This window comes from Clostridium sp. MCC353 (genome assembly GCF_018785315.1).
Lineage (GTDB): Bacteria > Bacillota > Clostridia > Lachnospirales > Lachnospiraceae > CHH4-2.
The window spans coordinates 75,117-101,175 of sequence record NZ_WQPN01000005.1 but is presented as its reverse complement, the minus strand read 5'-3'; the positions used below and the strand labels follow the sequence as shown (position 1 = coordinate 101,175).

The 26,059-nt window shown below is 46.8% G+C and carries 21 protein-coding genes; 12 read left to right on the top strand and 9 right to left on the bottom strand.

The window, feature by feature from the left end:
• Nucleotides 1-35 precede the first annotated feature (35 nt).
• Nucleotides 36-1,418, top strand: a complete 1,383-nt coding sequence (locus GPL15_RS01110) for a M20/M25/M40 family metallo-hydrolase (protein ID WP_215695186.1) — start codon at nt 36-38, stop codon at nt 1,416-1,418.
• Here the strand turns inward: GPL15_RS01110 and GPL15_RS01105 are convergent.
• Entirely contained in the window at nt 1,408-2,379 is a 972-nt protein-coding gene (locus GPL15_RS01105; protein ID WP_215695185.1) for a LysR family transcriptional regulator, read from the bottom strand. The two genes, GPL15_RS01110 and GPL15_RS01105, sit on opposite strands and share 11 nt — an antisense overlap.
• 202 nt (nt 2,380-2,581) lie before the next feature.
• Here GPL15_RS01105 and GPL15_RS01100 point away from each other — a divergent pair, with 202 nt between their 5' ends.
• From GPL15_RS01100 to GPL15_RS01090, 3 genes are read left to right on the top strand one after another with little or no spacing between them, the layout of a single operon-like run.
• Nucleotides 2,582-3,754, top strand: a complete 1,173-nt coding sequence (locus tag GPL15_RS01100) for an amidohydrolase (RefSeq protein WP_215695184.1) — start codon at nt 2,582-2,584, stop codon at nt 3,752-3,754.
• Nucleotide 3,755: 1 nt separating this feature from the next.
• Nucleotides 3,756-4,637 (top strand): YitT family protein, encoded by an 882-nt coding sequence (locus GPL15_RS01095; RefSeq protein ID WP_215695183.1) that lies wholly within the window; start codon nt 3,756-3,758, stop codon nt 4,635-4,637.
• 20 nt (nt 4,638-4,657) lie between these two features.
• On the top strand, nt 4,658-6,289 hold the full coding sequence (locus GPL15_RS01090) for a tryptophanase (protein WP_252198010.1): 1,632 nt from the start codon (nt 4,658-4,660) through the stop codon (nt 6,287-6,289).
• Nucleotides 6,290-6,599: 310 nt separating this feature from the next.
• Here GPL15_RS01090 and GPL15_RS01080 read toward each other — a convergent pair whose 3' ends face one another.
• On the bottom strand, nt 6,600-7,076 hold the full coding sequence (locus GPL15_RS01080) for a TspO/MBR family protein (RefSeq protein WP_346344876.1): 477 nt from the start codon (nt 7,074-7,076) through the stop codon (nt 6,600-6,602).
• 199 nt (nt 7,077-7,275) lie between these two features.
• Between GPL15_RS01080 and GPL15_RS01075 the strand changes: the two genes are divergently transcribed.
• On the top strand, nt 7,276-9,213 hold the full coding sequence (locus tag GPL15_RS01075) for a diguanylate cyclase (protein WP_215695181.1): 1,938 nt from the start codon (nt 7,276-7,278) through the stop codon (nt 9,211-9,213).
• A gap of 70 nt (nt 9,214-9,283) precedes the next feature.
• Here the strand turns inward: GPL15_RS01075 and GPL15_RS01070 are convergent, their stop codons facing one another.
• Complete coding sequence (locus GPL15_RS01070) at nt 9,284-11,218, bottom strand: GHKL domain-containing protein (protein ID WP_215695180.1); 1,935 nt, start codon at nt 11,216-11,218, stop codon at nt 9,284-9,286.
• Nucleotides 11,215-13,182, bottom strand: coding sequence for a hypothetical protein (locus GPL15_RS01065; protein ID WP_215695179.1), 1,968 nt, complete (start codon nt 13,180-13,182; stop codon nt 11,215-11,217). The genes GPL15_RS01070 and GPL15_RS01065 overlap by 4 nt, the downstream gene beginning before the upstream one ends.
• Nucleotides 13,183-13,472: 290 nt before the next feature.
• On the opposite strand from GPL15_RS01065, the gene GPL15_RS01060 reads away from it, so the two are divergent.
• The gene (locus tag GPL15_RS01060; protein WP_215695178.1) at nt 13,473-17,702 is read left to right on the top strand and encodes a GLUG motif-containing protein; all 4,230 of its coding nucleotides are present in this window, start codon (nt 13,473-13,475) and stop codon (nt 17,700-17,702) included.
• Nucleotides 17,703-17,821: 119 nt separating this feature from the next.
• On the opposite strand, the gene GPL15_RS01055 is transcribed toward GPL15_RS01060, so the two are convergent.
• The 4 genes from GPL15_RS01055 to GPL15_RS01040 all read right to left on the bottom strand — a co-directional run bounded on the left by GPL15_RS01055 (nt 17,822) and on the right by GPL15_RS01040 (nt 19,627).
• Nucleotides 17,822-18,424 carry a GNAT family N-acetyltransferase gene (locus tag GPL15_RS01055; RefSeq protein WP_215695177.1) on the bottom strand — a complete coding sequence of 201 codons (603 nt, stop codon included), beginning with the start codon at nt 18,422-18,424 and terminating at the stop codon, nt 17,822-17,824.
• A gap of 75 nt (nt 18,425-18,499) precedes the next feature.
• A complete protein-coding gene (locus GPL15_RS01050; protein ID WP_215695176.1) occupies nt 18,500-18,862 on the bottom strand; it encodes a hypothetical protein in 363 nt (120 codons plus the stop codon).
• Nucleotides 18,863-18,934: 72 nt separating this feature from the next.
• Nucleotides 18,935-19,180 (bottom strand): hypothetical protein, encoded by a 246-nt coding sequence (locus GPL15_RS01045; RefSeq protein WP_215695175.1) that lies wholly within the window; start codon nt 19,178-19,180, stop codon nt 18,935-18,937.
• A 174-nt stretch (nt 19,181-19,354) separates the two neighbouring features.
• Nucleotides 19,355-19,627, bottom strand: a complete 273-nt coding sequence (locus GPL15_RS01040; protein WP_215695174.1) for a hypothetical protein — start codon at nt 19,625-19,627, stop codon at nt 19,355-19,357.
• Between the two features lie 571 nt (nt 19,628-20,198).
• Between GPL15_RS01040 and GPL15_RS01035 the strand changes: the two genes are divergently transcribed.
• The 3 genes from GPL15_RS01035 to GPL15_RS01025 all read left to right on the top strand — a co-directional run bounded on the left by GPL15_RS01035 (nt 20,199) and on the right by GPL15_RS01025 (nt 22,553).
• Complete coding sequence (locus GPL15_RS01035) at nt 20,199-20,639, top strand: Rrf2 family transcriptional regulator (protein WP_215695173.1); 441 nt, start codon at nt 20,199-20,201, stop codon at nt 20,637-20,639.
• 196 nt (nt 20,640-20,835) lie between these two features.
• Complete coding sequence (locus GPL15_RS01030) at nt 20,836-21,774, top strand: Sir2 silent information regulator family NAD-dependent deacetylase (protein WP_215695172.1); 939 nt, start codon at nt 20,836-20,838, stop codon at nt 21,772-21,774.
• Nucleotides 21,771-22,553, top strand: a complete 783-nt coding sequence (locus GPL15_RS01025; RefSeq protein ID WP_215695171.1) for a protein-ADP-ribose hydrolase — start codon at nt 21,771-21,773, stop codon at nt 22,551-22,553. The genes GPL15_RS01030 and GPL15_RS01025 overlap by 4 nt, the downstream gene beginning before the upstream one ends.
• Nucleotides 22,554-22,555: 2 nt before the next feature.
• Here the strand turns inward: GPL15_RS01025 and GPL15_RS01020 are convergent, their stop codons facing one another.
• The gene (locus GPL15_RS01020; protein WP_215695170.1) at nt 22,556-22,930 is read right to left on the bottom strand and encodes a DUF5655 domain-containing protein; all 375 of its coding nucleotides are present in this window, start codon (nt 22,928-22,930) and stop codon (nt 22,556-22,558) included.
• Nucleotides 22,931-23,320: 390 nt separating this feature from the next.
• Here GPL15_RS01020 and GPL15_RS01015 point away from each other — a divergent pair, with 390 nt between their 5' ends.
• The 3 genes from GPL15_RS01015 (at nt 23,321) to GPL15_RS01005 (ending at nt 25,918) form a co-directional block, all read left to right on the top strand.
• Entirely contained in the window at nt 23,321-23,731 is a 411-nt protein-coding gene (locus GPL15_RS01015) for a DUF1810 domain-containing protein (protein ID WP_215695169.1), read from the top strand.
• A gap of 61 nt (nt 23,732-23,792) precedes the next feature.
• On the top strand, nt 23,793-24,479 hold the full coding sequence (locus GPL15_RS01010; RefSeq protein WP_215695168.1) for a hypothetical protein: 687 nt from the start codon (nt 23,793-23,795) through the stop codon (nt 24,477-24,479).
• Between the two features lie 233 nt (nt 24,480-24,712).
• Nucleotides 24,713-25,918 carry a TFIIB-type zinc finger domain-containing protein gene (locus GPL15_RS01005; RefSeq protein ID WP_215695167.1) on the top strand — a complete coding sequence of 402 codons (1,206 nt, stop codon included), beginning with the start codon at nt 24,713-24,715 and terminating at the stop codon, nt 25,916-25,918.
• The last annotated feature ends 141 nt before the right edge of the window (nt 25,919-26,059 follow it).

Genomic DNA, 26,059 nt, shown 5'->3' with positions numbered 1-26,059 from the left:
ACTGTTACCATAAATTAAATTCTTTGGAGGAAACTATGACGGATTTACAGGAAATATTTGATTATGTTGACCGGCACCAGCAGGAATTTCTGGAAGATTTAAAGGATCTGTGCGCATGCAGAAGCGCGGCCGGCGATACAGAGGGATTGGAGGCGGCGAGAAAGACGGCTGTCAGACAGATGGAACAGGCCGGGCTGAACGTGAAGAGAGTGCCGGTGGAAAATGGAAATGCCATGCTATATGGGGAATTGGACGGAAAAAAAGACTATACGGTGCTCTTCTATAACCATTACGATGTAGTGGAAGAAGGAAAAAAAGAAAAATGGATCACTGACGACCCTTTTAAGCTGGAACAGATCGAAGACAAATGGTACGCAAGAGGCGTATCGGACGATAAAGGGCCTCTGCTTTCCAGGGTCCATGCGGTTCAGGCTATTTTGAATACAAAGGGAAGCCTGCCCGTTCATGTGAAGTTTCTTGTGGAAGGGGATGAGGAATCGGCCAGCCCGTCCATGTTCCGGTATCAAAGGGAACATGAGGGAGAGTTTAAAGAGATGACCAAAGCGGATATCTGCTTTTGGGAAAATGGAAGGTGTGACAAAGAAGGGCGTCCCTGGGCCAGATTCGGCGTCCGAGGAGCCTGTGGATTTAATCTGAAAGTGACTACCGCCAATTCAGATGTGCACGGCAGAATGGGAGCCACTGTTCCCAGCGCATCCTGGAGGCTGGTCTGGGCACTGTCAACGCTGAAGGACAAAAACGAAAAAGTCGCGATTGAGGGTTTTTATGATGATGTAATCCGGCCGTCGGAAGCGGATTTTGAGGCCATCAGAAACTTTCCATATGAGGAAGAGAAAATTAAAAAGGAACTGGGATTGAAGGAGTTTCTCTGCGGATCCACAGGGGAAACGCTGAAAGAGAGAATCTATCAGGAACCCTCCCTTTCCATTTGTGGAATAGAGGCAGGCGAACTCTATAACGGCCCCAGAGGGATAGTTCCCCATACCGCATGGGCAAGGCTTTCTTTCTATCTGGTTGCGGACCAGGATCCTGACAAGATCCATGACCAGCTCAGGAAACATCTGGATAAACACGGCTTTCAGGATATTGAGATTGAATATATGGGCGGCAGCCGGGCGGTGAAAACACCGGTGGATATTCCGGAAAGAAAGGTGCTTGAGGAGACGGCGGAACTTGTGTATGGAAAGCCCATGGTTCTGGAACCGAGCCAGTTGGGCGCAGGGCCTGCGATCGCCATCCGCAATGCCTGGAGCGGGATCCCCATCGTCGGCATCGGCCCGGGCAATAATGGAGGAAATCATCATGCGCCCAATGAAAACCTGATTCCGGATGATTATATAAAGTCAGTGAAACAGATCATCGCATTTTTATATGGAGCCGCCAGACTCACGGATTAATGTCCCGGATCAACTGGCAGACAGGGGGCTTCAGAAATGGTTTTTCCTGAAGAATATTGATTAAAATCGGAATAAAATAGGTGATCAGTTTCGAATTAGAAGCATCTTTGGAATAACAGATGTAACGTTCCCTTTGAAAGAGAGGGTCTTCAATGGAAAAAAATGCCATGGGTTTTATCAGGTTCAGGCGCAGAGGCGTGGTGCTGGGAGTGAATATCATGCCAATCCCTGTAGAAGCCAGGCGGAGCGCATTTTCATGCCGTGTCAGTTCCATGACTATTTTGGGAGTTAAATTATACTTTTTAAAATAGCTGCGGGCCAGAGCCCCCATACCGACTTCCTGGCTGCAAATGATAAAATCCTCATTTTGGATCCGTGACGGCGGAAGATAAAAGGGCGACAGAGGCGAGTTAAGGGTCAAGTCAAAGCTCTGGGCAATCGGATGCTCTTTTGGAACTGCAAGCAAAATGGTATCGCGCAAAAACGGTTCAGCCGTGATGTTAGGAGACAGCGGCGGTGAGGAAGTGAGCGCCAGATCAATGCGCCCTCTGTCCAGTTCTTCAAGCAGGAACCGGTTATGACCCTCTTTAAAATTCAGACTTATATTGGAGTAAGTCTCCTGGAAATGAGGCAGTATGTAAGGCAAAATATGGCTGAAAAATTCAGGTGTGATGCCAATATTGAGTTTACCGTGGGGCGTCGAGGCGATCAGTTCCAGTTCAGAGATCAAATGGTTTTCCATCTCTAGTATAGACTGTGCCTTTTCAGCAAAGATTTTCCCGGCAGGCGTCAGCGTGATGGGCGATGATCCCCGGAAAAACAGTTGGATCCCCAGGTCCGCTTCCAGCCGGTTGATGTATTTGGTCAGGGCCGGCTGGGTAATGCACAGATGCGCAGCCGCTTTCGACATGTTTTGATATTTCACAAGGGCGCAGACATATTCATAAGCATGGGCAAGCATACTGTTACCTCCTTTATAACTATAACAAAATGATATGGTTTATTCATAAAAAATTTATAATTGTAATCATATTGTATCAAATATAAGAAATAAATCAATTGATATTATGAAAATTGCTGTAAATAATGGATGAAAATGTTATAGTTTTAGTAAGAGGTGAAACAAAGGAGTTAAATGGAGAATAAGACAGGAGGTGATATTCATGAAAGAAAAATTGTTCAGTAAGATCCAACAGTTGTCTCCGGAAATGATCCAATTGGCGGACCGGATCTGTGACTATCCGGAAACAGGCCTCTCAGAGTTTCAGGCCTGCGGCTGGCTTTGCCAATATCTTGAACAGTATGGGTTTAAAACAGAAAAGGGCGTTGGAGGTTTTGAAACCGCATTTCGGGCCGAATATACGGTGGGGAATGGAAATGGCCCCGGAATCGGGCTGCTCTGCGAATACGACGCGTTGGAAGGGATCGGACACGGCTGCGGACATCACATCCAGGGGCCAGGGATCGCTGGCGCCGCAGTTGCCCTAAGCCGTACATTAGACGGCAGGCTGCCTTGCAGAATCATTGTATACGGAACCCCTGCGGAGGAAACGCTGGGAGCTAAGATTCCCATGATGAAAAACGGCTGTTTCAGGGATTTGGACCTGGCATTGATGATTCATGCCAGCGGAAGCGGGAGCAGCGTTGACAATAAAACACTGGCAATGTCTCAATTTGATGTTGTTTTTACTGGAAAAGGGGCTCACGCGGCTATTTCACCAGAAAAGGGGAGAAGCGCCCTGGATGCCATGCTGCTTTCTTTCCAGGGGCTGGAATTTTTAAGGGAGCATGTGCCGGATGATATCCGTATGCATTACTGCATTCCGGAAGCGGTCAGGCCGGTCAATGTGGTGCATGACCGGGCTGTAGGGAGTTATGCTCTGCGTGGTTACAGTAGAGAAGTGCTGAATGGGGTGATACGCCGTTTCTATAAAATTATCGAAGGGGCCGCTCTTATGACAGAAACGGAATTTGAAATTCAGCCTGTGAATGAATTTGACAATGGTATCGCTGTCTCATCCCTGCAGAATCTGTTGATGGAGAATGCCCGCCTGATTCAGGCTCCGGATATCCGGCCTCCCAGGGAAAAAGCAGGGTCTTCGGATTTTGGATCGGTTTCCCACTATATTCCCGGAGCATGTATGAGGATCGCCTGCGGCTGTGAAGGAGTCCGCGGACATTCCAAAGAATTGGCTGCCCTTGGAAAATCAGAAGATTTCCATAAGGGGATGACAGATGCGGCTAAAATCCTGGCCGCTTCCATATGGGATTATTTGAATGACAAAGAATTGCAGGAGAAGATCAAAACAGAATTTGAGGAAAAGAAGGATAAGTGAGATGAATTGTTTGGGAAGAAAACAAAATCATTACATGATCAGAGATGTGGCAAAAGATCTTGTCTATGATTGTATTGGAGCCCTGCTTCAGGGCGCAGCGCTGCAGTTTTTTGTTCTTCCCGGTGAAATCGCTTTAGGAGGAGTGCCGGGAATTGCCCAGATCATCCGCCATTTGACAGGCATTTCCATCGGCCTGCTGACGCTCTTGGCAAACATTCCCCTGTTTGCCGCCGCATGGCTGTCTCTTGGAAAGGCCGTTACACTGAAAACAATTAAAAGTGTGATCATACTCAGTCTTTTTATCGACCTGGCTGCCTGGTTTATTCCAATGCATTACGAAGGGGACCGGCTTTTAGCCGCTGTGTTCGGAGGCGCTGTCATCGGGATCGGCCAGTCCCTCATCTTTCTCAGATGCTCTACCGGCGGAGGGGGCGATATTATAGCCAAAATCATCCAGAAAAAGTCCCCCGGGATGAAACTCGGACGGGCCGTCATGATTGTGAATTTCTCAGTTATGGCAGTTTACGCGTTGGTTTTAAAGGAACTGGAAACCGTACTCTACGGAATTATATGTATGGTATTTATGGCACAGGCATTGGATATGGTTCTTTACGGCCTGAATAAAGGGGCGGCAATGCTGATCATATCCAAAAAAAATGATGAGATCACAGACCGTTTTATCAATGTGCTCAGGCGGGGAGTGACCGTCTATCACGGGACAGGCGGATACAGCAGCGATGCCTGTACAACCCTGTTCTGTGTGATGAATAACCGGCAGATACCTGCCGCTAAAGCTGTGATTGACTCCATTGATCCCGAGGCATTTACGGTTGTTTCGGAGACAAAAGATGTTTTTGGACAAGGATTTACCAGTTTTTATTAAAAAGTTTGGAGGAATTTATTATGGAATACAAGTTGAATGTAGAGACACCCAGATCATTTGCGTATGTTAAACGGAATATCCCTAAAGTAACGGTTGAACAGAGAGAGAGAGCTTTAAAAGCAACCCACTATAATGAATTTGCGTTTCCGGCAGGTATGCTGACCGTTGATATGCTTTCCGATTCAGGAACTACCGCGATGACGGATCTGCAGTGGAGCGCAATGTTTTTGGGAGATGAATCCTATGGCCGGAATAAAGGCTACTATGTTCTGCTGGATACCATGCGGGATGTTTTTGAGAGAGGAGATGATCAGAAACGGATTATTGACCTGGTCAGGACGGGATGTGAAGATATTGACCGCATGATGGATGAAATGTATCTCTGTGAGTATGAAGGAGGGCTTTTTAACGGCGGGGCGGCTCAGATGGAAAGGCCCAATACATTTATCATGCCCCAGGGCCGGGCGGCGGAGAGCGTTTTATTCAGCATGGTCAGCAAAATATTGAATGACCGTTATCCGGGCAGAAATTTCACCATTCCCTCAAATGGACATTTTGATACGACGGAAGGAAACATTAAGCAGATGGGATCTACGCCCCGCAATCTGTTCGATAAAGAGCTTCTCTGGGAGACGCCTGAAAATGGAATCTATGAAAAGAACCCATTTAAGGGCAATATGGATATTGAAAAACTGGAAGCTTTGATCCAGAGCGTGGGTCCGGAAAATGTGCCGCTGGTTTACACGACAATTACAAACAATACGGTCTGCGGCCAGCCCGTTTCCATGGCGAATATACGGTCTGCCAGCAGTGTGGCTCATAAATATGGGATTCCCTATATGCTGGATGCGGCCCGCTGGGCGGAGAACTGCTATTTCATTAAAATGAATGAGGAAGGCTATGCCGGTAAATCAATCGCTGAGATTGCCAAAGAGCTGTTTTCCTACTGTGACGGGTTCACCGCCAGCTTAAAGAAAGACGGGCATGCCAACATGGGCGGAGTGCTGGCTTTCCGTGACCGGGGATATTTCTGGAGAAATTTCTCTGACTTTGACGAGAATGGAACTGTTATCAATGATGTGGGCATTCAATTGAAAGTAAAACAGATTTCCTGTTATGGAAATGATTCATACGGCGGTATGAGCGGACGTGATATCATGGCGCTGGCAGCAGGCTTATATGAATGCGCCCGCTTTGAGTATCTGGATGAACGGGTAAAGCAGTGCGAATACCTGGCCCAGGGATTTTATAAAGCAGGCCTTCCGGTAGTCCTGCCTGCCGGAGGACACGGAGTCTATCTGAATATGGATCAGTTCTTCGATTATAAACGTGGGCATGAGACATTTGCCGGAGAGGGATTCAGTCTGGAATTAATCCGCCGTTATGGCATCCGCGTCTCAGAACTGGGTGATTACAGCATGGAATATGACCTTAAAACGCCTGAACAGCAGAAAGAGGTATGTAATGTGGTACGGTTCGCGGTTAACCGCAGCCAGTTGAGCCAGGAACATTTAGACTATGTGATCGCGGCGGTCAGTGAATTGTACAAGGACAGGGAAAATATCCCGAATATGAAGATCACCATGGGACATAATCTTCCTATGCGCCATTTTCACGCATTTTTAGAGCCGTATTCCAATATTACAGAATAGTCCGGAGACGTAACAGTTCAGACAGGTTCGAACTGTTACCCGGAGACATCTGTAAAATCCTGGCTGAACCAACTGGATTTTCAAGGCACAGGCTGATTACTGCTTCTTGTTCAAAGGATGGAGGGAGAGCGGACTTCCTTCCTGATAGATGCAGTACCGGCCTTTGCCATTCTCTTTGGCATGATACATGGCGGTATCCGCCTTGGAAAACAGCGTGGTAAAATCGCGGCCATGTTCAGGATAAAAAGATACCACCGGCCAATGAAAGAACCGGTGGTATTAAAATATCTGTATAGGAAGCATTGGAAAATCAGTTTAATAAAGAGACAAAAAGATTTAAATAACCGGCATAAGTGATCCAGATAATATATGGAACTAAGAAATAAGCCGCTTTTTTAGAAATATTATAGAAATACTTAATGGTTACAATAATTAACACCCATAAAAGTATCAGCCAGAAGAATGAAAACGAGAACCATTTAAACTTAAAGAAAAAAATGGGCCAGAAGAAATTCACCGCCAATTGAGCGATATAGGCCATAAGGGCTTTGGCCTGCTGCCTGGTATAATTGGCGGCAAGCACCAGGTAGGACGCGAATCCCATCATGAGAAACAAAATGGTCCAGACAATGGGGAATATCCATCCGGGCGGAGAAAAAGGCGGTTTTTTCAACTGGCGGAACACTGCCATGCTGTTTCTTGTTATAAAACCGGACACAGCCCCCACACCGAGCGGGATTGCCAAACAGATCATTAATAATTTATTTTTCGTTTTCAAAGGCAGCACCTCCATGGTAAAAGTATATGCCAATATGACGGTATTATACGGAAATGAAAGGAAAGAATCCGGTTTACCGGCTTCTCATTCCGGACGGACATAATTTGGAAATCATAATTTTACATACAGAATTTCATGCAGATTCCATGGCATTGGCCGCAGGTCTATGTTACAATGAAATTAATTATTCCGTCATGGAGGGATGAACATGAAAAAAGCCATTACGATCCGATTATGCATCGTCATAGCCCTCAGCATGATTGCAACCGCGGTTTTAAGCTATTATCTTCAGATAAAGTCGGCAAAGGAAGTGATGTATTCCAATGCGGAACTGCGGATCAACCAGGTAAAAGAGATTCTGGAGAAAAATGATGCGGAAATCAAACAGCTGAATGAAAATTTAGAAGAAGATTATTTCATCCGGGCGAAAGCAGCGGCCTATATTGTGCAGAACCAGCCGGAGGTGATAGGGGATTTAGAGGAAACCAGGAAAATTGCTTCGCTGCTGCAGGTGGATGAACTGCACCTTTTTGATACGGAAGGCAGGCTGTTTGCCGGTTCGGAACCTAAATATTACAATTACACATTTGAATCAGGGGAACAGATGAGTTTTTTTCTTCCCATGCTGGAGGACTATTCCCTGCAGCTCTGCCAGGAAGTGACGCCAAATACGGCGGAGAGCAAGTTGATGCAGTATATCGCCGTCTGGCGTGAAGACCATAAGGGGATTGTCCAGATCGGGATGGAGCCCATCAGGCTTTTGGAGGCCATGAAAAAGAATGAGCTTTCCCATATCTTTGACCTTATGACAACGGAAGAAGGCATCACCATTTTTGCGCTGGATTTGGAGACCGGGAAGGTATCGGGGACGACGGACAAATCGATGAACGGGAGCAGCGCTGCGGATTTTGGCCTGGATATAAGCAGTCCTCATTTGAGAGAAGGGAAACAGAGTTGGGAAATTGTCATTCAGGGAAAAAAGAATTTCTGTGTGACGGAAGTCATGGACAACATTCTGATCGGCGTCAGCGGCACCCACGAAAAGATTTACCGCAATGTTCCGGACAATATGGGGCTGATCATATTCAGCCTCTGTTTTCTGGCGTTAGTGGTCATATTTTTAATTCTCAAAATGCTGGATCAAATCATAATTCAAGGCATTTATGGGATCATAGACGGGACGAAAAAAATAGCGGCAGGAGATTTGGATTACCGGGTGGAAATAAAACATACGCCGGAGTTTGCCAGGCTCAGCAGTGATTTGAACCACATGGTTGAAAGCCTGCTGGAGACCACAGGGAAGCTTTCACTGGTATTTCAGAATGTGGATATTCCGGTTGCGGTTTATGAATACAATCAGGACATGAAACGAGTTCTGGCTACAAGTAAGATTGGGGAAATCTTAATGATGACAGAGGAAGAACTTCACAGCGCCCTGTCAGACCGGAAATATTTTTCTGAGAGAATTGCGGAAATCTGTACCAGGCCGGACGAGTTGGAAAAAGACGTTTTCCTGATCGGGGAAGAGGGCGGACCGGTCCATTATGTGAAAGTGAAATCCTATGAGGAGAATGGCAGAACCCTTGGCATTATCGTGGATATGACGGAAGAAATTACGGAAAAAAGGCGGATTGAAAGGGAGCGGGATGTGGACGTCCTCACCGCGTTATTTACCCGGCGGGCATTTTTTTCCAGATTAGACGGGCTTTTAAAGGAGCCGGAGCGGGTGAAGACGGCAATGCTTCTGATGACGGATTTGGACAATTTAAAGTATGTCAATGACAATTGGGGCCATGAGTGCGGAGATGAGATGCTGAAGGCGGCCGCAGATCTTTTGATGAACTGCAAAGGCCCGGAGAAACTGGCTGCCAGGCTGAGCGGAGACGAGTTTGTGCTGTTCATCTACGGCGCGGAATCACAGACAGAGATAGAAGGATATCTGGACGAACTTTACGCCCGGATTCAGGAAACCGAACTGGTCATGCCGGACGGAGAACGGGTGAAAATGAGCCTGTCCGGCGGCTGTCTGTATTATCCGGAATGCGTTGGCAGCAGCCGGGAACTGCTGAAAATTGCGGATGAAACCATGTATATGGTGAAGAAAAGCACCAAAGGCAGGTTTGCCCGGTACAGGAAAGACGGGTAAAAGGCTTTCCTTACAGAAAGACGAGGGGCGGATTGTAATGGAATCTGCCCCTCGTCTTTCTGTGTGTGGATTACATCTGCTGGGGCTTTTCATTGACCAGGCGTACCCGGGCGGTGAAAAGACGCCCTTTTTCATCGGAACGCAGATCCAGGCTGCCGCTGTATTTACGGGCGGCCGCGCGGACGGAATCCAGACCGATCCCGATTCTTCCTTTTCTTTTGGCGGAAACCGGATGTCCGCCTATAGGGGGAGGAGGGCCGTCAAACCGATTGCTCACTTCTATCATCAGACTGCTGTTTTCGTAAAACATCTGAAAGTTGATCAAACGCTGCTCTTTGGGCAGCTTTTTTACGGCTTCTACGGCATTTTCCAGCAGATTACCCAGTATTACGCAGAGGTCGCTGTCCGACGGATAGAGAGGATCCGGCAGATCAGCATATATTTGGATTCGGATTTCCTCTTTTTGGGCCATCATGTAATAGCAGCCCAACACCATATCCAGGCTGTGAACCCGGCAGAAGGAAAGGGGGGACGTCAGGGCTTGATCCTGAACCAGGCCGGTTATGTAGCTTTCCAGTTCCTCAATCCTTCCGGTTTTTATATAGCCGCTCATTAGAATCAGGTGATGTCTGATATCATGCCTGATCTTGTGAACCTCCTCCATTTGTCCGGTCAGAGCTTTATACCGGACGTTATCCCATTCCAGCCGCAGTTCCAAATATCTGGCCCGCTGGGTCATTTCCAGATGGCTGAGATACAGCCTTCGTGAATCAAAATATACCATCACGCAAAGACAAAAGAGAAAACCCCATCCTGCCCATTCTGAAAACCATCCGAACCGGATTGGTTCAAACATGGGCCAGATCCGGTCGGCTGCCAGGGAGGCAGACAGAATACAGGCTCCTGTGGCAAGCCAGATGGATTCCTTTAATCCCTTCCTGGCAGAAGCGAAGGAGAGAAGGAAGATCCAGATGCCGGTCACCGCCTTATACATCCGGGAGGCCGATGAAAAGAAATAGAGCTGGCGGACGCTGAGGTCCGCCGCGGCGGCGGATAGGAAAAATGCGGCGAAGGGAAAAGCCATGGCCGCGATTCCGGCTCCTGTGCAGACAGGTTTGGAAACCCCGTACATTTCCCCTGCCAGTATGACGGAAAGGCCTGCCATGGCATAGCGGCAGAACAGCTCCACTGCGTAAACCGGAAAAACGGGGCATTGAAACAGGGCATGGATCAGGACAGAGCTGACGCTTCCTGAAAATGCCAGACATATGAAAGCGCACAGCAAAGCCTTTCTGCTCTTTAAGGCGGCGGCTCCAATGAATTGAAAAACCGCCAGCAATATTCCCAGAATCGTGAGGAATAAACTCCAGATAAAACGTCCGGTCAGGAGCCGGAACACGGTTTCCTGACGTCCAAATGCAGGGGGATAGACCATGCCGCTGTAAATATGGGACCAGTCGGAGACTGCAAACAACAGGCTGGTTAAGCCTGACGCGCGGAAAGTCACCGCTCCGGACTGGATTTTGTCCTGGTAAGACGCCCGGTCAGGAACTCCTTTTTGGGCGGTCAGTTGTCCGTTGACAAATAAGCGGTAAGAACTGTAAATTTCGGGAAGTTCCAGGCAGTAGGTCTGTTCCTCCTCAGGCAGCAGCAGGGTGAGGGCATAGCTGGCGCTGCCGTGGGGCAGTCCATCTGCGGAACTGTTTTCCATTCCGCCGTACTGTCCTATAAATATGTATTCTGCCGGTGTGAGGGCCGGATCTTCCAGATCCGTTGGCTCCAACAGCCGGTCGGGATAATACTCCCAGCCGTTGATTAAAAAGGTCAGGGGAAATTCGTCTGCAAAAAAAACGTCGGCCAGCAGAATTCCGTTCATAGGCTGGATTGTTTTTGCCATGTATTTATTGTCATATCGGTAAAGCAGCGCGAAAAAAGCCATGGACAGAACAGCCGCCAGGATCAGCGGAAGGATCATTCTCAGTTCCCGCCGCTGAAGCCCGTTCATGGCTTCCTCCTTTTCAGATAATGGACTGCCGCCGCCATACATGCTGCGGCGGCAAAGCCCCAGCCGGCTTTTTTCAGCAGATCTGGTTTTTTCACCGGATCCGGCTGTTTCTGTATTTCCGCTTTTTCTGTGACTGCGGTGCTGGCAAGTTCCAGCTTTATCTCTGTTTTATCTTCAATTTCTTTACCGTCTACAGCGATTTTGACCATATAGGGGCCGATATCAGGCGTCACCTCATTCAGGGCTTCATAGACCTTAATTTCCACCTTCGAATGATCTTCCGCATGGGATAAGACATGGGGAGGAATTGAAATCTCAACATCACTTTTTTCAAAGAATAAAGGCTTGTTTGGCCGGGCAGCCTCCATGGCTTTGATCCGGCGCCCGGACAAGACGATATGATCCGGCCCTTCTTCTTCCGAAGGCATAGGTGCCATACCCTGTATATCTTCGATTTGTTCCAGCTTTTTTGTGGGTTCCGTATGAGAAGAATCGGAATCTCCATCGTTGTCCGTATGGGCAGGAGCGCTGCCGCCGGATGTACCGCCGGAAGTGCCGCCGGAAGTGCCGCCGGGTGTATTGCTGGATGTATCGTCGGAAGTACCGCCGGGTGCACCGCTGGAAGTGCCGTCAGAATTGCCGCCGGTTTCCGGCGCCGGGGAATCATTTTCCGGACGTTCTTCTGATGCCGGTTCATCAGGCGGAGGTTCTACTAAAGGCGGGTTTACAGCGGCCGGAGGAAGGGTCTGCTCCTCCCTGTCTCCTCCGTCCCTGTCGCCTCCTATGTCTATGTTATCGCCGCCCCTCCAAACCGCTTTTACAGAATTAGACCATTCTTCCCCGGCGCGGATACGGAAAAAATAGGCCGCGTCTTTTTGCATAAGGGCTGGATTCCATATCATGGTATTTCCACGGATATACAGCAGTTCTTCCTTTTCATCCTCTGTAAATGGGCCGTCATCCACCGCGTAATACGCGCGGATGCTCAGAGTTTCGTCCACTTCTTTCAGCCAGTAAGTATACAGCAGGCCGTTGGCACGCCTCTCAGGAGTAGAGAGGGTCAGACGGTCCGGGGACTGGATGGAGACCGTGTTTTCCACCCCGTTCAGACCGGAGGGCATCAATACCCCTTCCGGCAGCAAAGGTGATGTAAGAACCGGATATTCCCCTGGTATCTGAGGATTCACCTGGGAACTATCGCTCACTGCGCTGCTGATAAAATTCATCCCGTTTTCCGCGGTGAAGCTGAGAGTTCGATAAAAAGGCTGGGAAAATGAACCGCTTATTTCCTCCATATTGGTTCCCAAAGGGAATACGGTTGTGGACGGGGCCCTCTGACATTCCGTCAGCATCAGTTCTGTGGGGGCCGCCGGATCATATACGAAGACCGGCAGGTAAAATGTATTCTGCTCCCCATCAAGCCTGTGCCCGCCGCCATCCTCCAGGCGGCAGGTCAGATAATGGAGGCCGGTTTCGCTGAGAGGAAATTCTTCCGTTTCATAGACAAAATACAAAGTTACCGCGTTCCCGGATTCTGTGAACCCCCTCACGGATTCCGGAAGGCCGCTGTTAAAAATGGCGTCATCCAGGCTGTTTCCAGCTTCCGACAATTGGATGTAACTGCACAATTCCTTCACCGCCTGCCTGATATTAATGGGAATTTCCGGTACTTCCCAGGGCGCGGCGTCTGCCAGGTCATTTTCCAATTCTTCCTCACCGTAATTTTCATCAGAATCAGACGGAGAGGCATTGGACGGAGAGGCGTCAGATGGAGAGGCATAAAAAGCAGCATCCGAAGCAGCCGCATCCCACAGAACTGCATCCGGGGGAGAGGCATTTGGTGTATCAGAAACAGATACGAAAGCACAGTGGATTTTTTCTTCAGCCGTGGAAATGAGAAAGGATGCAGGCATACAGAAAAATAGTATACAGATGAAACCGAAAAATATGTGAATTCTCTTCATTTGAGAAGCTCCTTTGTATGCTTTGTGTGGTTATTAGAACAGAACTGAGGAAGTAAGTCTATTTTAACATAGGGGGATGTGTATAGGAATCATCAGATAACATTTTTGCGGACATTTCGTGCTGATCTGTGTCAGTTGGTGCAGTTTGGCTTATTTTTATTGAAAAATATGGTATATAAGACTTAATTATTGCATCAATTTGTGCCGGAGCGTCGCAAATTTTATGTGACTGGGCAGAAACTGCCCTATTGTCCACAGGGGTATTTTTACGCTTCAGAATGGAGGATAACATGGGTAAATGTAACAGGAAAGTGAAAAAGGGGATTTCTCTGCTGCTTTCAGTGTGTTTGATCTCTTCCATATCTCCGGCAGCGGGTTATGGACAGACGCTGTCTGTGAACGAAGAGAATGAAAGAAATGAAGGGGATGGCGGGAACATTGTATTGATCGCCGGATTCCGGGATTTGGATGAATCCGTGGCCTGTCAGGAAGTGTTTACCGGAACCGAATTAGAGGATGAAACACAGCTCATCTTTCCAAAAACGCTGTCAGCCGCAGAGTATGTTGAGGATGAGATGATCACTGCTTCCGGTTCCAATGGGGGACGTCAGGAGGATGGACTGGAAAAAGATGATGAATACGATCTTGTAATCGAAGGCGTAACCTGGGAATGTGATGAGATTTACGATGAAACCCAGGAGGGGGAATATGTGTTCCGGGCTTTAGCAGGCAGCCGCTACCAGGTGGCCGACGAGGCTGTGGAGTGGCCGCAGATTACAGTGACCGTGATAGAAAAAGAGGATGTTCCGGATGCGACCATGTCAGACGGAACTTTAGAAAATGATTCAAAACCCCTTTCAAATGGTATGACAGAGCTTTTTAGCCAGCGGACTGCATTTTCGGACAGCACAGAGTGGAAAGACCAGGCTGCGGACGGGTTTGAGGGAGGAGACGGATCAGAAGAATCTCCGTATCTTATTGCGGATGCCTCTCAACTGGCGTATTTGGCGAAACTCTCGTTGGAATCCAATACCGTCACTAGGGGGAATTATTATAAAATCACAGAGGATATCGATCTCGAAGGCTATAACTGGAATCCGATTAGCGATTTCCAGGGGGATTTTGACGGAGATTCCCACACGATTTCCAATATGTACTGCATTAGCAGTTCTGGATCAGGTTATACAGCAGGCGCCGGTTTGTTTGCCAGAATCAGCGGTATGGATACGGACCGGATGCTGGTGATAAAGGACATTAATTTTGCAGACTGTAAGATCGAAGAACTGTCTGCAGGGAATATCGAGAACAGCGCAGGAATTCTGGCGGGCTATATTGAGCCAGGCGTTACGGTCAGCGGATGCAGCGTTGCGGATTCCGGGATCACGCTTCAGGGAAGCCGTTTGGGAAATACAGGAGGACTGATCGGTTTTATCGGTGCTGCAAGGGCAAACCCATCAAAGTCCAATAAGGTTTTGGACTGCAGCGTATCGAATACTTGGGTAAAAAATGCATACGGCAACATAGGCGGGCTGATCGGCCAGGCATACTATTCTCTGGAAGAGATCAGCGGCTGTACATTGGAGAACGTGACTGTAAGTATTACCGCTTCCGGCCAATACACAAAAATGGGCGGTATGCTTGCTTATTACATAGCAGGAGGACGGCCTCTTACAATCGAAAATTGTTCCATAACCGGAAACAGTTCTGTCTCTTCATGTGAAAATAGTAAGGTTGAAAGGATTGGTGGATTAATCGGTAGTCTCGCTTTCAATCAATCTTCTTCGGTAGAAAAGAAACTGATTTCAGTCATAAACTGCAGCAGTGAAGCGGATGTGAACTACCATACTTCCAGTTCAACGTGCTGGATCGGAGGTTTGATAGGTGAGGCCCAGGGTGGAACCAGTTCTGCGGAAAAGGATTTTCTGCTGATTAAGGACTGCTATGCGTCCGGTGATATCAACAACCGTTCCAGTTGGAAAAATCAAAGAACCGGAGGCTTGATCGGGCTGCTGGCAGGTAATCTGGAAAACTGCTGGGCTTCCGGCAATGTGTCCGGCCAGCATTTTACGGGTGGTCTGGTGGGAGATTCATCTTCCAGCTTATCCGGCAGGATGTCGAAAATAATTAATTGCTATGCAACAGGTACAGTGGAAGGGGCCAGTTATGTAGGTGGCTTGATCGGTAATTCCGAGGAGACCTATTTTGAATCCTGTTATGCGGCTGGAAAAATTTCGGGAGAAGATACGGTTGGCGGATTCGTGGGGGCTGGAGAGAGCAATACGTTTGAAACCTGCTATGCGGCTGGGGAAACTTCGGGAGAATATAACATTGGCGGATTCATGGGATCCGGACAGCGCAATACGGTTGAATCCTGCTACGCGGAAGGAAATGTTGAAGGCGGCTTCAATATGGGCGGATTCATAGGAATGGGCACGAATCTGACGGTTGAACGGTGTTGGGCTGCCGGAGATGTGGAGGGATATAACTGGCAGCTGGGAGGATTTGCCGGAATCATCACAGCCGACATTTCCGACTGCTTCGCCACGGGAAATGTCTCGTCCCTGGTAGATGAAGATTTTGAAATAAGGATAGGCGGTTTCATTGGAAACGCCAATGGATCCGTAATAAATAATTGTTATTCAAAAGGAGAGGTTCAATCAGCGTTAGCGGATCCCCAGCCCACAAATGGCAAATTTATCGGAACCAGTCAAAAATACAGCGGCGGCTCATATAGCCTGTCGGATATAACCGTCGTCAATTGTTATTATGAAAAAGACGGCCTGGATGCGGTGGAAGGCATGGGAACTTGCGGGAGTGGTTCAGATATCCGGCTTACTGCCCTGACAAAGGCCCAAATGGCACATCCAAATCTGGCCTATCACCTCAATGAGAACGGCGTCAACAGCATATGGGGCTGGCAAAACGGTAAAAATGACAACTATCCCTATTTGGGAGATCCTGTTATTTCCAGCCCCCTCAGCAGCAATGCAGATTTAAGCTCTCTGGCAGTGTCAGCCGGAAGCCTGATACCGGAGTTTGCGTCCGGGATCAAAGAGTATCAAATCGATACATTTATGCCGGAAACCCGTATATCCGCAGCCGGTGATGGGGGAGCCGTGCTGACGATTACAGGCAGCGACGGCCGGACACAGCCATTTACAGACAGCATCCGTATGGAACTGATTCCGGGGATCAACAGAATCACCATCCGGGTTACATCGGAAGACGGGACACAGGTTCAGGAATATCTGCTGCTCATAAACAGAGAAGAATTGAAAGAAGGGACTGCGGCCGGAGTTGTTTTAGATGCCGCCGGTTCTCCCGCAGCAGGCGCACTCGTTGAAGTGAAGAGCGGCGGAACGGACGGAACTTTGGCGGATGGCAAAGGAAATCCGGCTGTTACGGATGAAAGAGGAATGTTCCGTTTTTCGGAGATTCCTTACGGGGTATACAGTTTAGTGATCACCAGAGGGGAACAGACGGTAACCAGGCAGATCACCGTCGGACAGAATGCGGTAAATCTCACGGTTTATCTGCCGGAACCAGGCGCTAATTCCTATGTGGAGATCGTAAAAAATGCACCCGATCTTTCTGCGGACGGCCTGGATTCCCTGCTTCTTGAAAACGCGGCAGCCGATCATCAGGGAATTACCGAGGCGGACAGACGCCTGGCGGCGGAACAGGACGGAACTATTGAACTGAAACTGACGGTATCCGGGCTGGAGGAATTGGAAGTTCCGGAAGATGTTTTAAGGATTTATGAGGCGCTGGAGGAACATTCCGGCCGGCTGCGCCTGTGGGGCCTCATGGATTTATCCATACAGAAGATTATCCGAAATGCAGACGGTACGGTACTGAGAACCGCATCCGTCACCGATACGGAAGAACTATTAAAACTGGTGATTACAATCCCGGAAGAGATTCAAAATGAAGAGCACATCGCCCTTTTCCGCGTACATAACGGAACAGCCCAAGCGCTGATTGAAAATACCAGCGGAAAAGAGGGGACTTATTACCGGGAAGGCAGGTACATATACCTCTTCTCCAGCCGTTATTCTACCTATGCTTTGGCGATACGTGATACTTCGTCGGCAACGCCGGAAGTGCCTTCCGGTTCTTCCGATAAAACAGGCTCCGAAAGCGAAAGCGGAGGCGGACTGAGCGGACGCTGGATTCAGGATCAGACCGGCTGGTGGTATCAGTGGTCTAACGGGACATGGCCGTCTGACGGATGGTATTATCTGTATTGGAACAACGCTTATTACTGGTATCATTTTAATTCCAACGGATATCTGGATACCGGCTGGTTCCGGGATAAGGACGGTTCCGTCTACTATCTGCACCCCTATCAGGATGGAATGCGGGGATACATGTATACCGGCTGGCAGGAAATTGGCGGAAAATGGTATTATTTCGAAACGAGAGCCGGATATGGTCTGGGAGCGCTTATTATCGGAAGGGAGACGCCGGACGGATACCGGACAGATGAAAATGGGGTTTGGATTGAAAATGAGAATTAAAAATAGGAATTAAAGGTAAAATACGTATTAAAAATTGAATGCCAGGTTTAAAAAGAAAAGGCCATGCTGCCGCTTTGCGGTTCCATGGCCTTTTTGTTATCAGATTGAGGAAAGCCGTTTCATTCTATATGATACTTTTCCTTGATCCTTTCCCGTACCCGGTCAAAACTTTCAGGCGTCCGCTGTCCATGAACGTGTTCGCCGATATGTTTTTCCATCCATACCATGTTATACCAGCGGTCAAATTTATATCCGCACTGCCTGAACTCCCCTACCCACCGGTAGCCCAGATGCTCGTGGAATTCCACGCTGTTTTTGTTCAGATATTCGTCCTCTGTTTCAGGATAAGCGATACAAGCGTTCATATTCAGGATGCCCTGCTCCTTCAGGACCGTTTCCAGGGCGTCATGGAGTTTCTTTCCAATCCCCATCTTCTTTTTGTTCCGGTCTACATAAATGGAAGTTTCCACCGCCCAGTCATAGGCCGGCCTGGCGTGAAAACAGCCTGCGTAAGCATATCCTAAAAGCTGGCCGTCCCGTTCCGCGGCTAAATATGGATATTTCTTCAAAACGCCTTTGATTCTGTCGGCAAATTCCCCGGCAGATGGGACGTCGTATTCAAACGTTATGGCTGTCTGCTCCACATAGGGAGCGTATATGCTGAGCAGTTTTTCAGCATCCTGTTCTGTGACGATTCTTATTTTGATATCTTGATGTTCCATAATTTCCTCCATTTTAGACTGGTTTAAAGAAAACGATATTCTGCTGAAGCGCTATTCCGTTAAGCATTCTATACTTTATAATTCTACTCTGTTAACCTGCTGCTGAATCAAGGGTCTTAATGTATCTACAAGTTTTGCACATCTGATTAAATTAGGGGTTTCATCTTTTAAAACAAAAGTTTTAAATCCTCCATCTGTTCCTTTGTAAGATATGATGGCATAGCATTTAACTTCACGTTTGGTTTTGGTTTTAGGGGCCGATCCAATAACTGCGCCGCTTACACCGAACATAGCTGCTCCAGCAATACCTGCAGCAATACTGCTTTTAAGATACTGTTTTTCATCAATATCTAACTGATAATCAATATTCTTAATTTTATTGTACCGCAGGAAAAATTCATTACCGCCGCAAATAACCGTCAATCCGTCCGGATTCAAAATCACGGAACATTTACAATTATTAGGGGCATTTAATCCCCCGATATGAACAATATTATCAAAACGGCTGATTCAGGCAGCCTTATCCTCAGCCCGCCGCAAACGCCCAGCCTTTTGTGCCTTGCTTGTTAAAATTATCATCATAAAGCAAAATACCACAAAAGCGGCCATTAAGCCAAGTATTAAAGACGTCATAACTAATGTCCCCATACTCTGTCCAGTTTTATTAATACTGTTTAAAAGAAAACCTATAATTAAAGCAGATACCCCCCAGACAATCAATCCTAGTAAACAGCCTCCTGATTTTTTGGTTTCCATAATCAGCCCCTCCTGCACCGTGTTTTTTTTCTTTTGATTATACCGCAGTTTCTGAGGAGTCTCTACCTCTATCTCTTAACCTTTTCGTCTCTTTTTATCCTTCTAGCCGATTGGTTTACTGTTGCAATATCGCAACAAATAAAATACCACCAGCCCTAACTAGTGGTATTAATTCTATGGATTATCATATCCGCTGATAATCATAGCGAGCATTTCTGTATATTGCATCAGACTTTGCTTTTTGTTTTCCGGGCCGTCAGAGTGTAAAAATTTATGTACGTCTTCATGCAGTTTTAACCACCCTTCTTTTGTTTGGGGCGGGCTGTAGCATAAACGGTAAAGCAACTGGTCTCCGGGAAGTGTACTTTCTCTTAGCCTAATTTCTGCTTTTTTCTGATTTTTAATCTTCGAAAGTAACTCTTTTACTTTATCAGCCAGTAAAATCACCTCCCGGCACTCCAATATATCCCATTATCTGTTCTGCTTCCTCAAATCTTTTCGTCCATAACAGTTATTTTGTTCACATTTCTTATTACCAGCTTCTATAGAACCGCACCATTTACTGCGGTATTGTATCAAAAAATAACTCTATTAATAAATCCAATGCTTCTAAATCATTTGACTGAAACCAGCAACCATAATCTAAGTCGAATACAAACTGAAATTCATGGTTATGTATAGTACACCTATAAATGTCTTCTGACGGCCCCATAATATATTCTTCCACATTAATAAACTTGTTCTCAGATAATATATTAACGATTAAATTTGCCACCTGTCTTCTTATTGAGTATCTTTAAAATATAGCTTATTACCTGATCTTTTCAATTTCATAATCTTTTCCCTTTTTTATTATAATACTGTAAAATCTGTCAAAAGAAAAGTCCCCATCAACCAACAAGCGTTAATGAAAAGGAGTTCAGTAATCAGTTCCCTTCTAATTATGTAATGGGTTTTGATGTAACCATTGACATTACAACTGTAGAGATTTACAATGAGAGAAAGAGGAGGTGCTGCCATGCAGATATCCAGCAGATTTACAATAGCGGTTCATATATTTGCCTGTATCCGCATGTTTGAAAAAGACTATAAAGTTACCAGCGAGTTTCTGGCTTCCAGCATCAATGTCAACCCGGTCATTATCCGGAAAATTATGCTTCAGCTTAAAAATGCGGGCCTGATCACCGTAGCCCGGGGAACCGGAGGCATCTCTGCTGTAAAAAGTCCGGACCAGATCACATTTTATGACATTTACCGTGCCGTGGATCTGATCGAGAACGGGACCCTGTTTCATTTTCATGAAAATCCCTGCCCCAAGTGTCCGGTGGGGAAGAATATTCACTTTGCCCTGGATGGCAGGCTGAGTGACATCCAGAAAGCGATGGAAGATGAGATGAAGAAATTCACCATAGAAGATGTGGTAAAAGAGATAGAAATGCGTAATGAACGTGAAAACTAGTGCTCCATCCAGTCAGAAACTATACTGCCAGTGCTGGAAGTATAGTTTCTGGCCGGATGGAGCACTAGATGGAAAGCCCCTGCCTGGCGCGTCATATACTTCCCGGGATATGACGTTTGCAATAACAGTTCAGACCTGTCTGTACTGTTGCCATTTGCAAAGGGACAGGATTTCCGGGAATGGGAAGGAGATGGACATGTTGTCTGAAAAGAGGAAGGTTACATTTAACAGTTTCATTAGCGGAATACCCGCTGAAGCCTATATATTTCAAAAGAGCCCGTATGAAGAGCTGATCGCCAAAGCAGCCCGGATGATCGAATCAGCGGATTATATTCTGATCGGAGCCGGAGCAGGTCTGTCCACGGCCGCCGGACTATCCATGGGTGGCCGCCGGTTCAGGGATAATTTCAGGGAATTTATTGAAAAATACGGCGGCCCCTATATGAGCGATATGTACAGCGCCGGTTTTTACCCATTTCCATCGGAAGAAGCCAAGTGGGGATACTGGTCTAAGAGCGTCATGATTAACCGGATTCTTCCCGGCCCTCTGCCTTTATATGAAAAAGTTCGTAAACTGGCAGAGAAGAAATCTCATTTTGTGCTCACCACCAATGTGGATCATCAGTTTTATCTCACCGGATTTTCTGAGCAGAAAATCTTTGCCGCCCAGGGGGATTATGGGCTGATCCAGTGCCGGAAAGGCTGCCATCCTAAGACTTATGACGGAATCAGCCTGTTCCGCCGTATGGATCAGGCCAGAAAAGACTGCGCCGTACCTTCTTTTTTGGTCCCCAAGTGCCCGGTCTGCGGCGGGCCGATGGAGATGAACCTGCGCTGCGACCAGTTTTTTGTGGAAGATGAGAAGTGGCATGAGGCCGAACGGAATTTCAGCTCATTTTTAAATGAATGTATGGATAAGAAAACGGTTCTGCTGGAATTGGGAGCCGGTTTTAATACCCCGGTTATCATCCGTTACCCCTTTGAAAAAATGGTACGGGACCATGAGAACCTGTCCCTCATCCGCCTGAACTTAGATGAGGCATTTGTGCCTGAAGAAGCGGGTGAACGGGCGGTTGGAATTGGCGGGAATATGGAAAAAAGCGTGGAGGATTTATTGGGGAAGGAGATAGTATGAATCAGGAAGAAAAACGGCTCTTTTTAATCCATGCCTTGATGAATGAAATGCCGGAATACAAAGATATCCGAATACCAAAGGACCAAACAGGACAGAAACAGCTTCTGCGTTCCCTGTTCAATATCCGCCCCCCTTATCCGGCCCGTAAAGAGTTTCTGGACATTCAGGATGAATACCTCACAGAGCGGGTGAAAGAGCGGGGCGTCACAGATGCCGCCGGACTTAAACCGTCCAAGGTGAATGACCGGATTTATCTCTGGCAGGGCGATATTACAACCCTGAAATGCGATGCCATCGTAAATGCCGCCAACAGCGCCCTTCTGGGCTGCTTCCAGCCCTGTCACTCCTGTATTGATAATATCATCCACACATTTTCAGGCGTTCAGCTCAGAATCAGGTGCAATGAGATCATGCAGGCCCAGGGGCATGAAGAAGAGACCGGTACAGCCAAGATCACGCCGGGTTATAACCTGCCTTGTAAATATGTGCTGCACACGGTGGGCCCAATTATTTACGGAACTCCCAACCAAAAAGACTGTGAGCTGTTAGCGGGATGTTACCGTTCCTGCCTGGAACTGGCCCGGGCCCATGGGATCGAATCCGTTGCCTTCTGCTGCATTTCCACAGGCGTGTTTCATTTTCCCCAGGATCAGGCGGCAGAGATCGCTGTGAAGACGGTTACGGAGTTTTTGGAATCAGATCAGACCGTCCGGCAGGTCATCTTTAATGTATTTACCGGTCAGGATTTGGAAATTTACCGGCGTATGCTGGAAGCATAGAATTACTTTATCATGGAAAACTGATAGGCTTCCTGAATCCAGCCCAGGAGTTCTTCATCGATTTCATTTTCCTGCTCCACGATCACATGATGGGTCCAGCGGTTTGGATAGGCCTCCACAGACTGTGCAATCCGCGGGGATTCCTTCTTTGCGGGCAGGCCGAAGGAAACCAGAAGATACGTTTCCGGCCATCCCTTGATCTTCCGCCACGGCAGAGAGGCCATGGCGAATACGTAGCGGCTGCGGAACGATATCTGGGTTTTTGTGACTTTTATTGTCATGTCGGGATAGGAAGTCATCAGCTTATTCTTCAGGGTCTCGTAAAGAGGCATCATTTCCGGTGTTTTGTCAAAAAACAGCAGTTCTTCAGTGCTCATAGAGTTACCTCCGATTTATAAATGGCGCGTGATTTTAGTTCCGGCTTTTGAAAGATGTGGTTAATATATCACGGTAATTCCTGTTCTGAATCAGGTGATAAAATTATTATATATTGCAGAATGGGCGGTGTCAAACGAACAAAGGCGTACTTACATTTGTAAATGGGAGATTAATGCGTAACAGTTCGGACCTGTTTGAACTTTCACATTAATACATTGTTGACGCAATTTGTAATTCAGCTTATATTGTATATAAGGTATTATATAAGTTTGTTGGTTGAGAAGTCTATGATTGCGGCGTAAAAATATGAAAAGCTGATTTCAAAAATGGCGTACAATAGAGATGTGTGCAATGAAACCATTAACGTATGAATTATGTGGAGGGAAAATATGAACGAACTAACCCGTTTCCTGACCGCCCAGGAAAGCAGCTACCCCCAGGCCCTTCAAGAGATTAAAAACGGCCGGAAAGTGAGCCATTGGATATGGTATATTTTCCCGCAGATCAAGGGCCTGGGATTCAGTCCGACCACCCAGTACTATGCCATAAAGGACCGGGCCGAGGCAGAAGCCTATATGGCCCACCCCATTTTAGGAGCCCGCCTGCTGGAAATCTCCGGGGAACTGCTGAAACTGAAATCCAACGACCCCGCCCAAGTCATGGGCTGGCCGGATGACATGAAACTGAAATCATCCATGACCCTGTTTTTTATCGTGAGCCAAAATCCCGTATTCAAACAGGTGCTGGATAAATATTTCGGCGGCGAGCTGGATGATTTTACGGTAAAAGCCTTATCCTAACTGGATTATAGGATAATCGGATGCAAAAAAGATACGAAGTAAAAACTCAGGAGGAACGGTCATGGGAGTAAAAAGTAAAAAACGCTGGATAACTTCTCCCCGGGAACTGGAAGCCCTTGTTCAGGATTTCGGTTTCCTGCCATTTTTCAAAAATGAATTTGATGGATTTTCGGTAGAAGAATACACGCCCCAGGAACTGTGGTTTTCCAGGGAAAATGACGGCCCCTGGGAATGGAAAGGTCCTGTAGCCCGGGGAAAACAGTGCGCCTACGGAAAACTCTTCCGCGGAAAGGCTGGATTCGTCAGCAGAGAGTGGTTCCCGGACCTGTGCAACTGGAGAAGGGACGGTTATGATTTCGACGCCCGCTATGAGGACGGCCTGGCTTCCAGAAAAGATAAGGAGATTTACGAGACCACCCGGGAAAATGGTTCCATGCTCACAAAAGAAATCAAAGCGGCCTGTGGATATGGAAAGCAGGGAAAAAAGGGATTTGATACGATTATCACAAGGCTTCAGATGCAGACGTATCTGACCGTGGCCGATTTCGAATATGCCAAAGATAAATTGGGAAATCCATACGGCTGGGGCCTGGCCCGGTATGCCGCGCCGGAGACCTTATTCGGTGAAGACTTCCTCCGCCAGGCATATAAACGGGAGCCTGAGGAATCCAGAACCCGCATATTCAATCATCTCATCCTGCTTCTGCCGGACGCCGATGACGATGAGATACGCAGAATCATTGGATGAATCAGGAATGAATGTCTTGCCGAAAAAGCCTTCATGTTTTAAAGTAAAGGGTGAAGGCTTTTTCGAAAATCCCTTCACCCTTTATGTAAAATTTGTGTCGGAGCCACAAATTTGATTCACGACTGGGATACAAAAATTCTCAGCGCGTGCCTGCGTAACGCATCATTTGCGTAACGCATTATTTGCGTAACGTAATTAATGCGCAAAAAAAAACGCTCCGGTATGGAGGAATAATGAAACAATTCGCTTGTGAACTATGCGGTGCAAATGACTTGATAAAGCAGGATGGCTTGTTTGTCTGCCAAACTTGCGGGTGTAAATATACGGTTGAAGAAGCTAGAAAATTGATGTTTGAAGGCAGTGTAGAGGCAGCCGGCACTATAAAAGCGGACAATAGCAGCTTAATTAAAAATTATCTGGAAATTGGGAATAATGCGTTGGATGGCAAAAACGGGCAGTCTGCTTTTGATTATGCTAACAAGGCATTAGAACTATCGCCTAAATGTGTAGATGCATGGATTATAAAAATGAAATCATTGACCTTCATCGGTACTGTAGGTGATGCCAGGGTGGCGGAAATTGCTGTTGCAGGCAGAAATGCGATAGAATACGCATCTGATGATAAAGAAAGTGTAGAACTGCTAGTTTATACACACTATTTAACTACAGTGGCAGATATGATAAAAGCCTCTATAATAAAATTGGATGACCATGAGATAATAGAAGAAACATTTAAAAATTACACGAAAATAAACTATGTGACAGCGGGAGAAGAGTGCAGAAAATTTGATGCATCTGCCATCAAGGTCATGGACAATCTTGCGAATGAGGCAGTTGCATTGACAAAAAAGGTATCTGATGAAGCTCTTATCAAACACCGTGAATTGCGGAGATTACTTAGAGAGTGCGCAATACAATATAAATATGAAACATTTGCCATAAATAATCGGCTGGATGTATACGGTTCCCGTCTCACTTATGAAGCTATGCGCCTCAGAGATTCGAATATGAAGGAAATGGAATTAAGGGCCGAACAAGCTGAACAAGCATATTTAACGCGAAAGGAAAAAGAAGGTCAGGAAAAAGCCGAGGCATATTGGAAAGAAAATCCCAAAGAGAAACAGCGGCTTGAAATGGAGCGGGCGGATTTAAGGAAACAAATTGCAGATATAGACAGACAAATACTTAATAATCCTAAAGTTTTAGAAGAACAGTCGTTAGAAAGTGAAATAGCAGATTTAGAATCCCAGGCTGCTTCTCTTGGACTTTTTAGAGGAAAAGAAAAAAAGGAATTGCAGTTGAAAATCTACGAGAAAAGTAGCCGGCTTCTTGAACTGAAAGAACAGTTTAAAGATGAAAAAAAGAAGTTGCTGGAAGTGAAAAAAGCAAAAAAGGGATTGTTAGATACCATTGAATACAAACTTACTTATGGAGAATAACAGGCTGCAAAAATATTAATCAGATCGACAGGAAAACTTGCTGTTTATTTTTAGGTTCATGTGCTATGATTACCTCTATATCATGATTCGCTATTTTCAGCGGTGAAAAATGCTGAATCTCAGCTTAGGATTTTAACTACA

Excerpts from the sequence above, each read along its gene's own strand:
- GPL15_RS01090 (WP_252198010.1), top strand. The coding sequence starts at position 4,658 with ATGGAATACAAGTTGAATGTAGAGACACCCAGATCATTTGCGTATGTT.
- GPL15_RS01055 (WP_215695177.1), bottom strand. The coding sequence starts at position 18,424 with ATGGAACATCAAGATATCAAAATAAGAATCGTCACAGAACAGGATGCT.
- GPL15_RS01100 (WP_215695184.1), top strand. The coding sequence starts at position 2,582 with ATGAAAGAAAAATTGTTCAGTAAGATCCAACAGTTGTCTCCGGAAATG.
- GPL15_RS01060 (WP_215695178.1), top strand. The coding sequence starts at position 13,473 with ATGGGTAAATGTAACAGGAAAGTGAAAAAGGGGATTTCTCTGCTGCTT.
- GPL15_RS01010 (WP_215695168.1), top strand. The coding sequence starts at position 23,793 with ATGGGAGTAAAAAGTAAAAAACGCTGGATAACTTCTCCCCGGGAACTG.
- GPL15_RS01020 (WP_215695170.1), bottom strand. The coding sequence starts at position 22,930 with ATGAGCACTGAAGAACTGCTGTTTTTTGACAAAACACCGGAAATGATG.
- GPL15_RS01105 (WP_215695185.1), bottom strand. The coding sequence starts at position 2,379 with ATGCTTGCCCATGCTTATGAATATGTCTGCGCCCTTGTGAAATATCAA.
- GPL15_RS01065 (WP_215695179.1), bottom strand. The coding sequence starts at position 13,182 with ATGAAGAGAATTCACATATTTTTCGGTTTCATCTGTATACTATTTTTC.
- GPL15_RS01035 (WP_215695173.1), top strand. The coding sequence starts at position 20,199 with ATGCAGATATCCAGCAGATTTACAATAGCGGTTCATATATTTGCCTGT.
- GPL15_RS01005 (WP_215695167.1), top strand. The coding sequence starts at position 24,713 with ATGAAACAATTCGCTTGTGAACTATGCGGTGCAAATGACTTGATAAAG.
- GPL15_RS01015 (WP_215695169.1), top strand. The coding sequence starts at position 23,321 with ATGAACGAACTAACCCGTTTCCTGACCGCCCAGGAAAGCAGCTACCCC.
- GPL15_RS01025 (WP_215695171.1), top strand. The coding sequence starts at position 21,771 with ATGAATCAGGAAGAAAAACGGCTCTTTTTAATCCATGCCTTGATGAAT.
- GPL15_RS01030 (WP_215695172.1), top strand. The coding sequence starts at position 20,836 with ATGTTGTCTGAAAAGAGGAAGGTTACATTTAACAGTTTCATTAGCGGA.
- GPL15_RS01095 (WP_215695183.1), top strand. The coding sequence starts at position 3,756 with ATGAATTGTTTGGGAAGAAAACAAAATCATTACATGATCAGAGATGTG.
- GPL15_RS01070 (WP_215695180.1), bottom strand. The coding sequence starts at position 11,218 with ATGAACGGGCTTCAGCGGCGGGAACTGAGAATGATCCTTCCGCTGATC.
- GPL15_RS01075 (WP_215695181.1), top strand. The coding sequence starts at position 7,276 with ATGAAAAAAGCCATTACGATCCGATTATGCATCGTCATAGCCCTCAGC.
- GPL15_RS01110 (WP_215695186.1), top strand. The coding sequence starts at position 36 with ATGACGGATTTACAGGAAATATTTGATTATGTTGACCGGCACCAGCAG.
- GPL15_RS01045 (WP_215695175.1), bottom strand. The coding sequence starts at position 19,180 with ATGGAAACCAAAAAATCAGGAGGCTGTTTACTAGGATTGATTGTCTGG.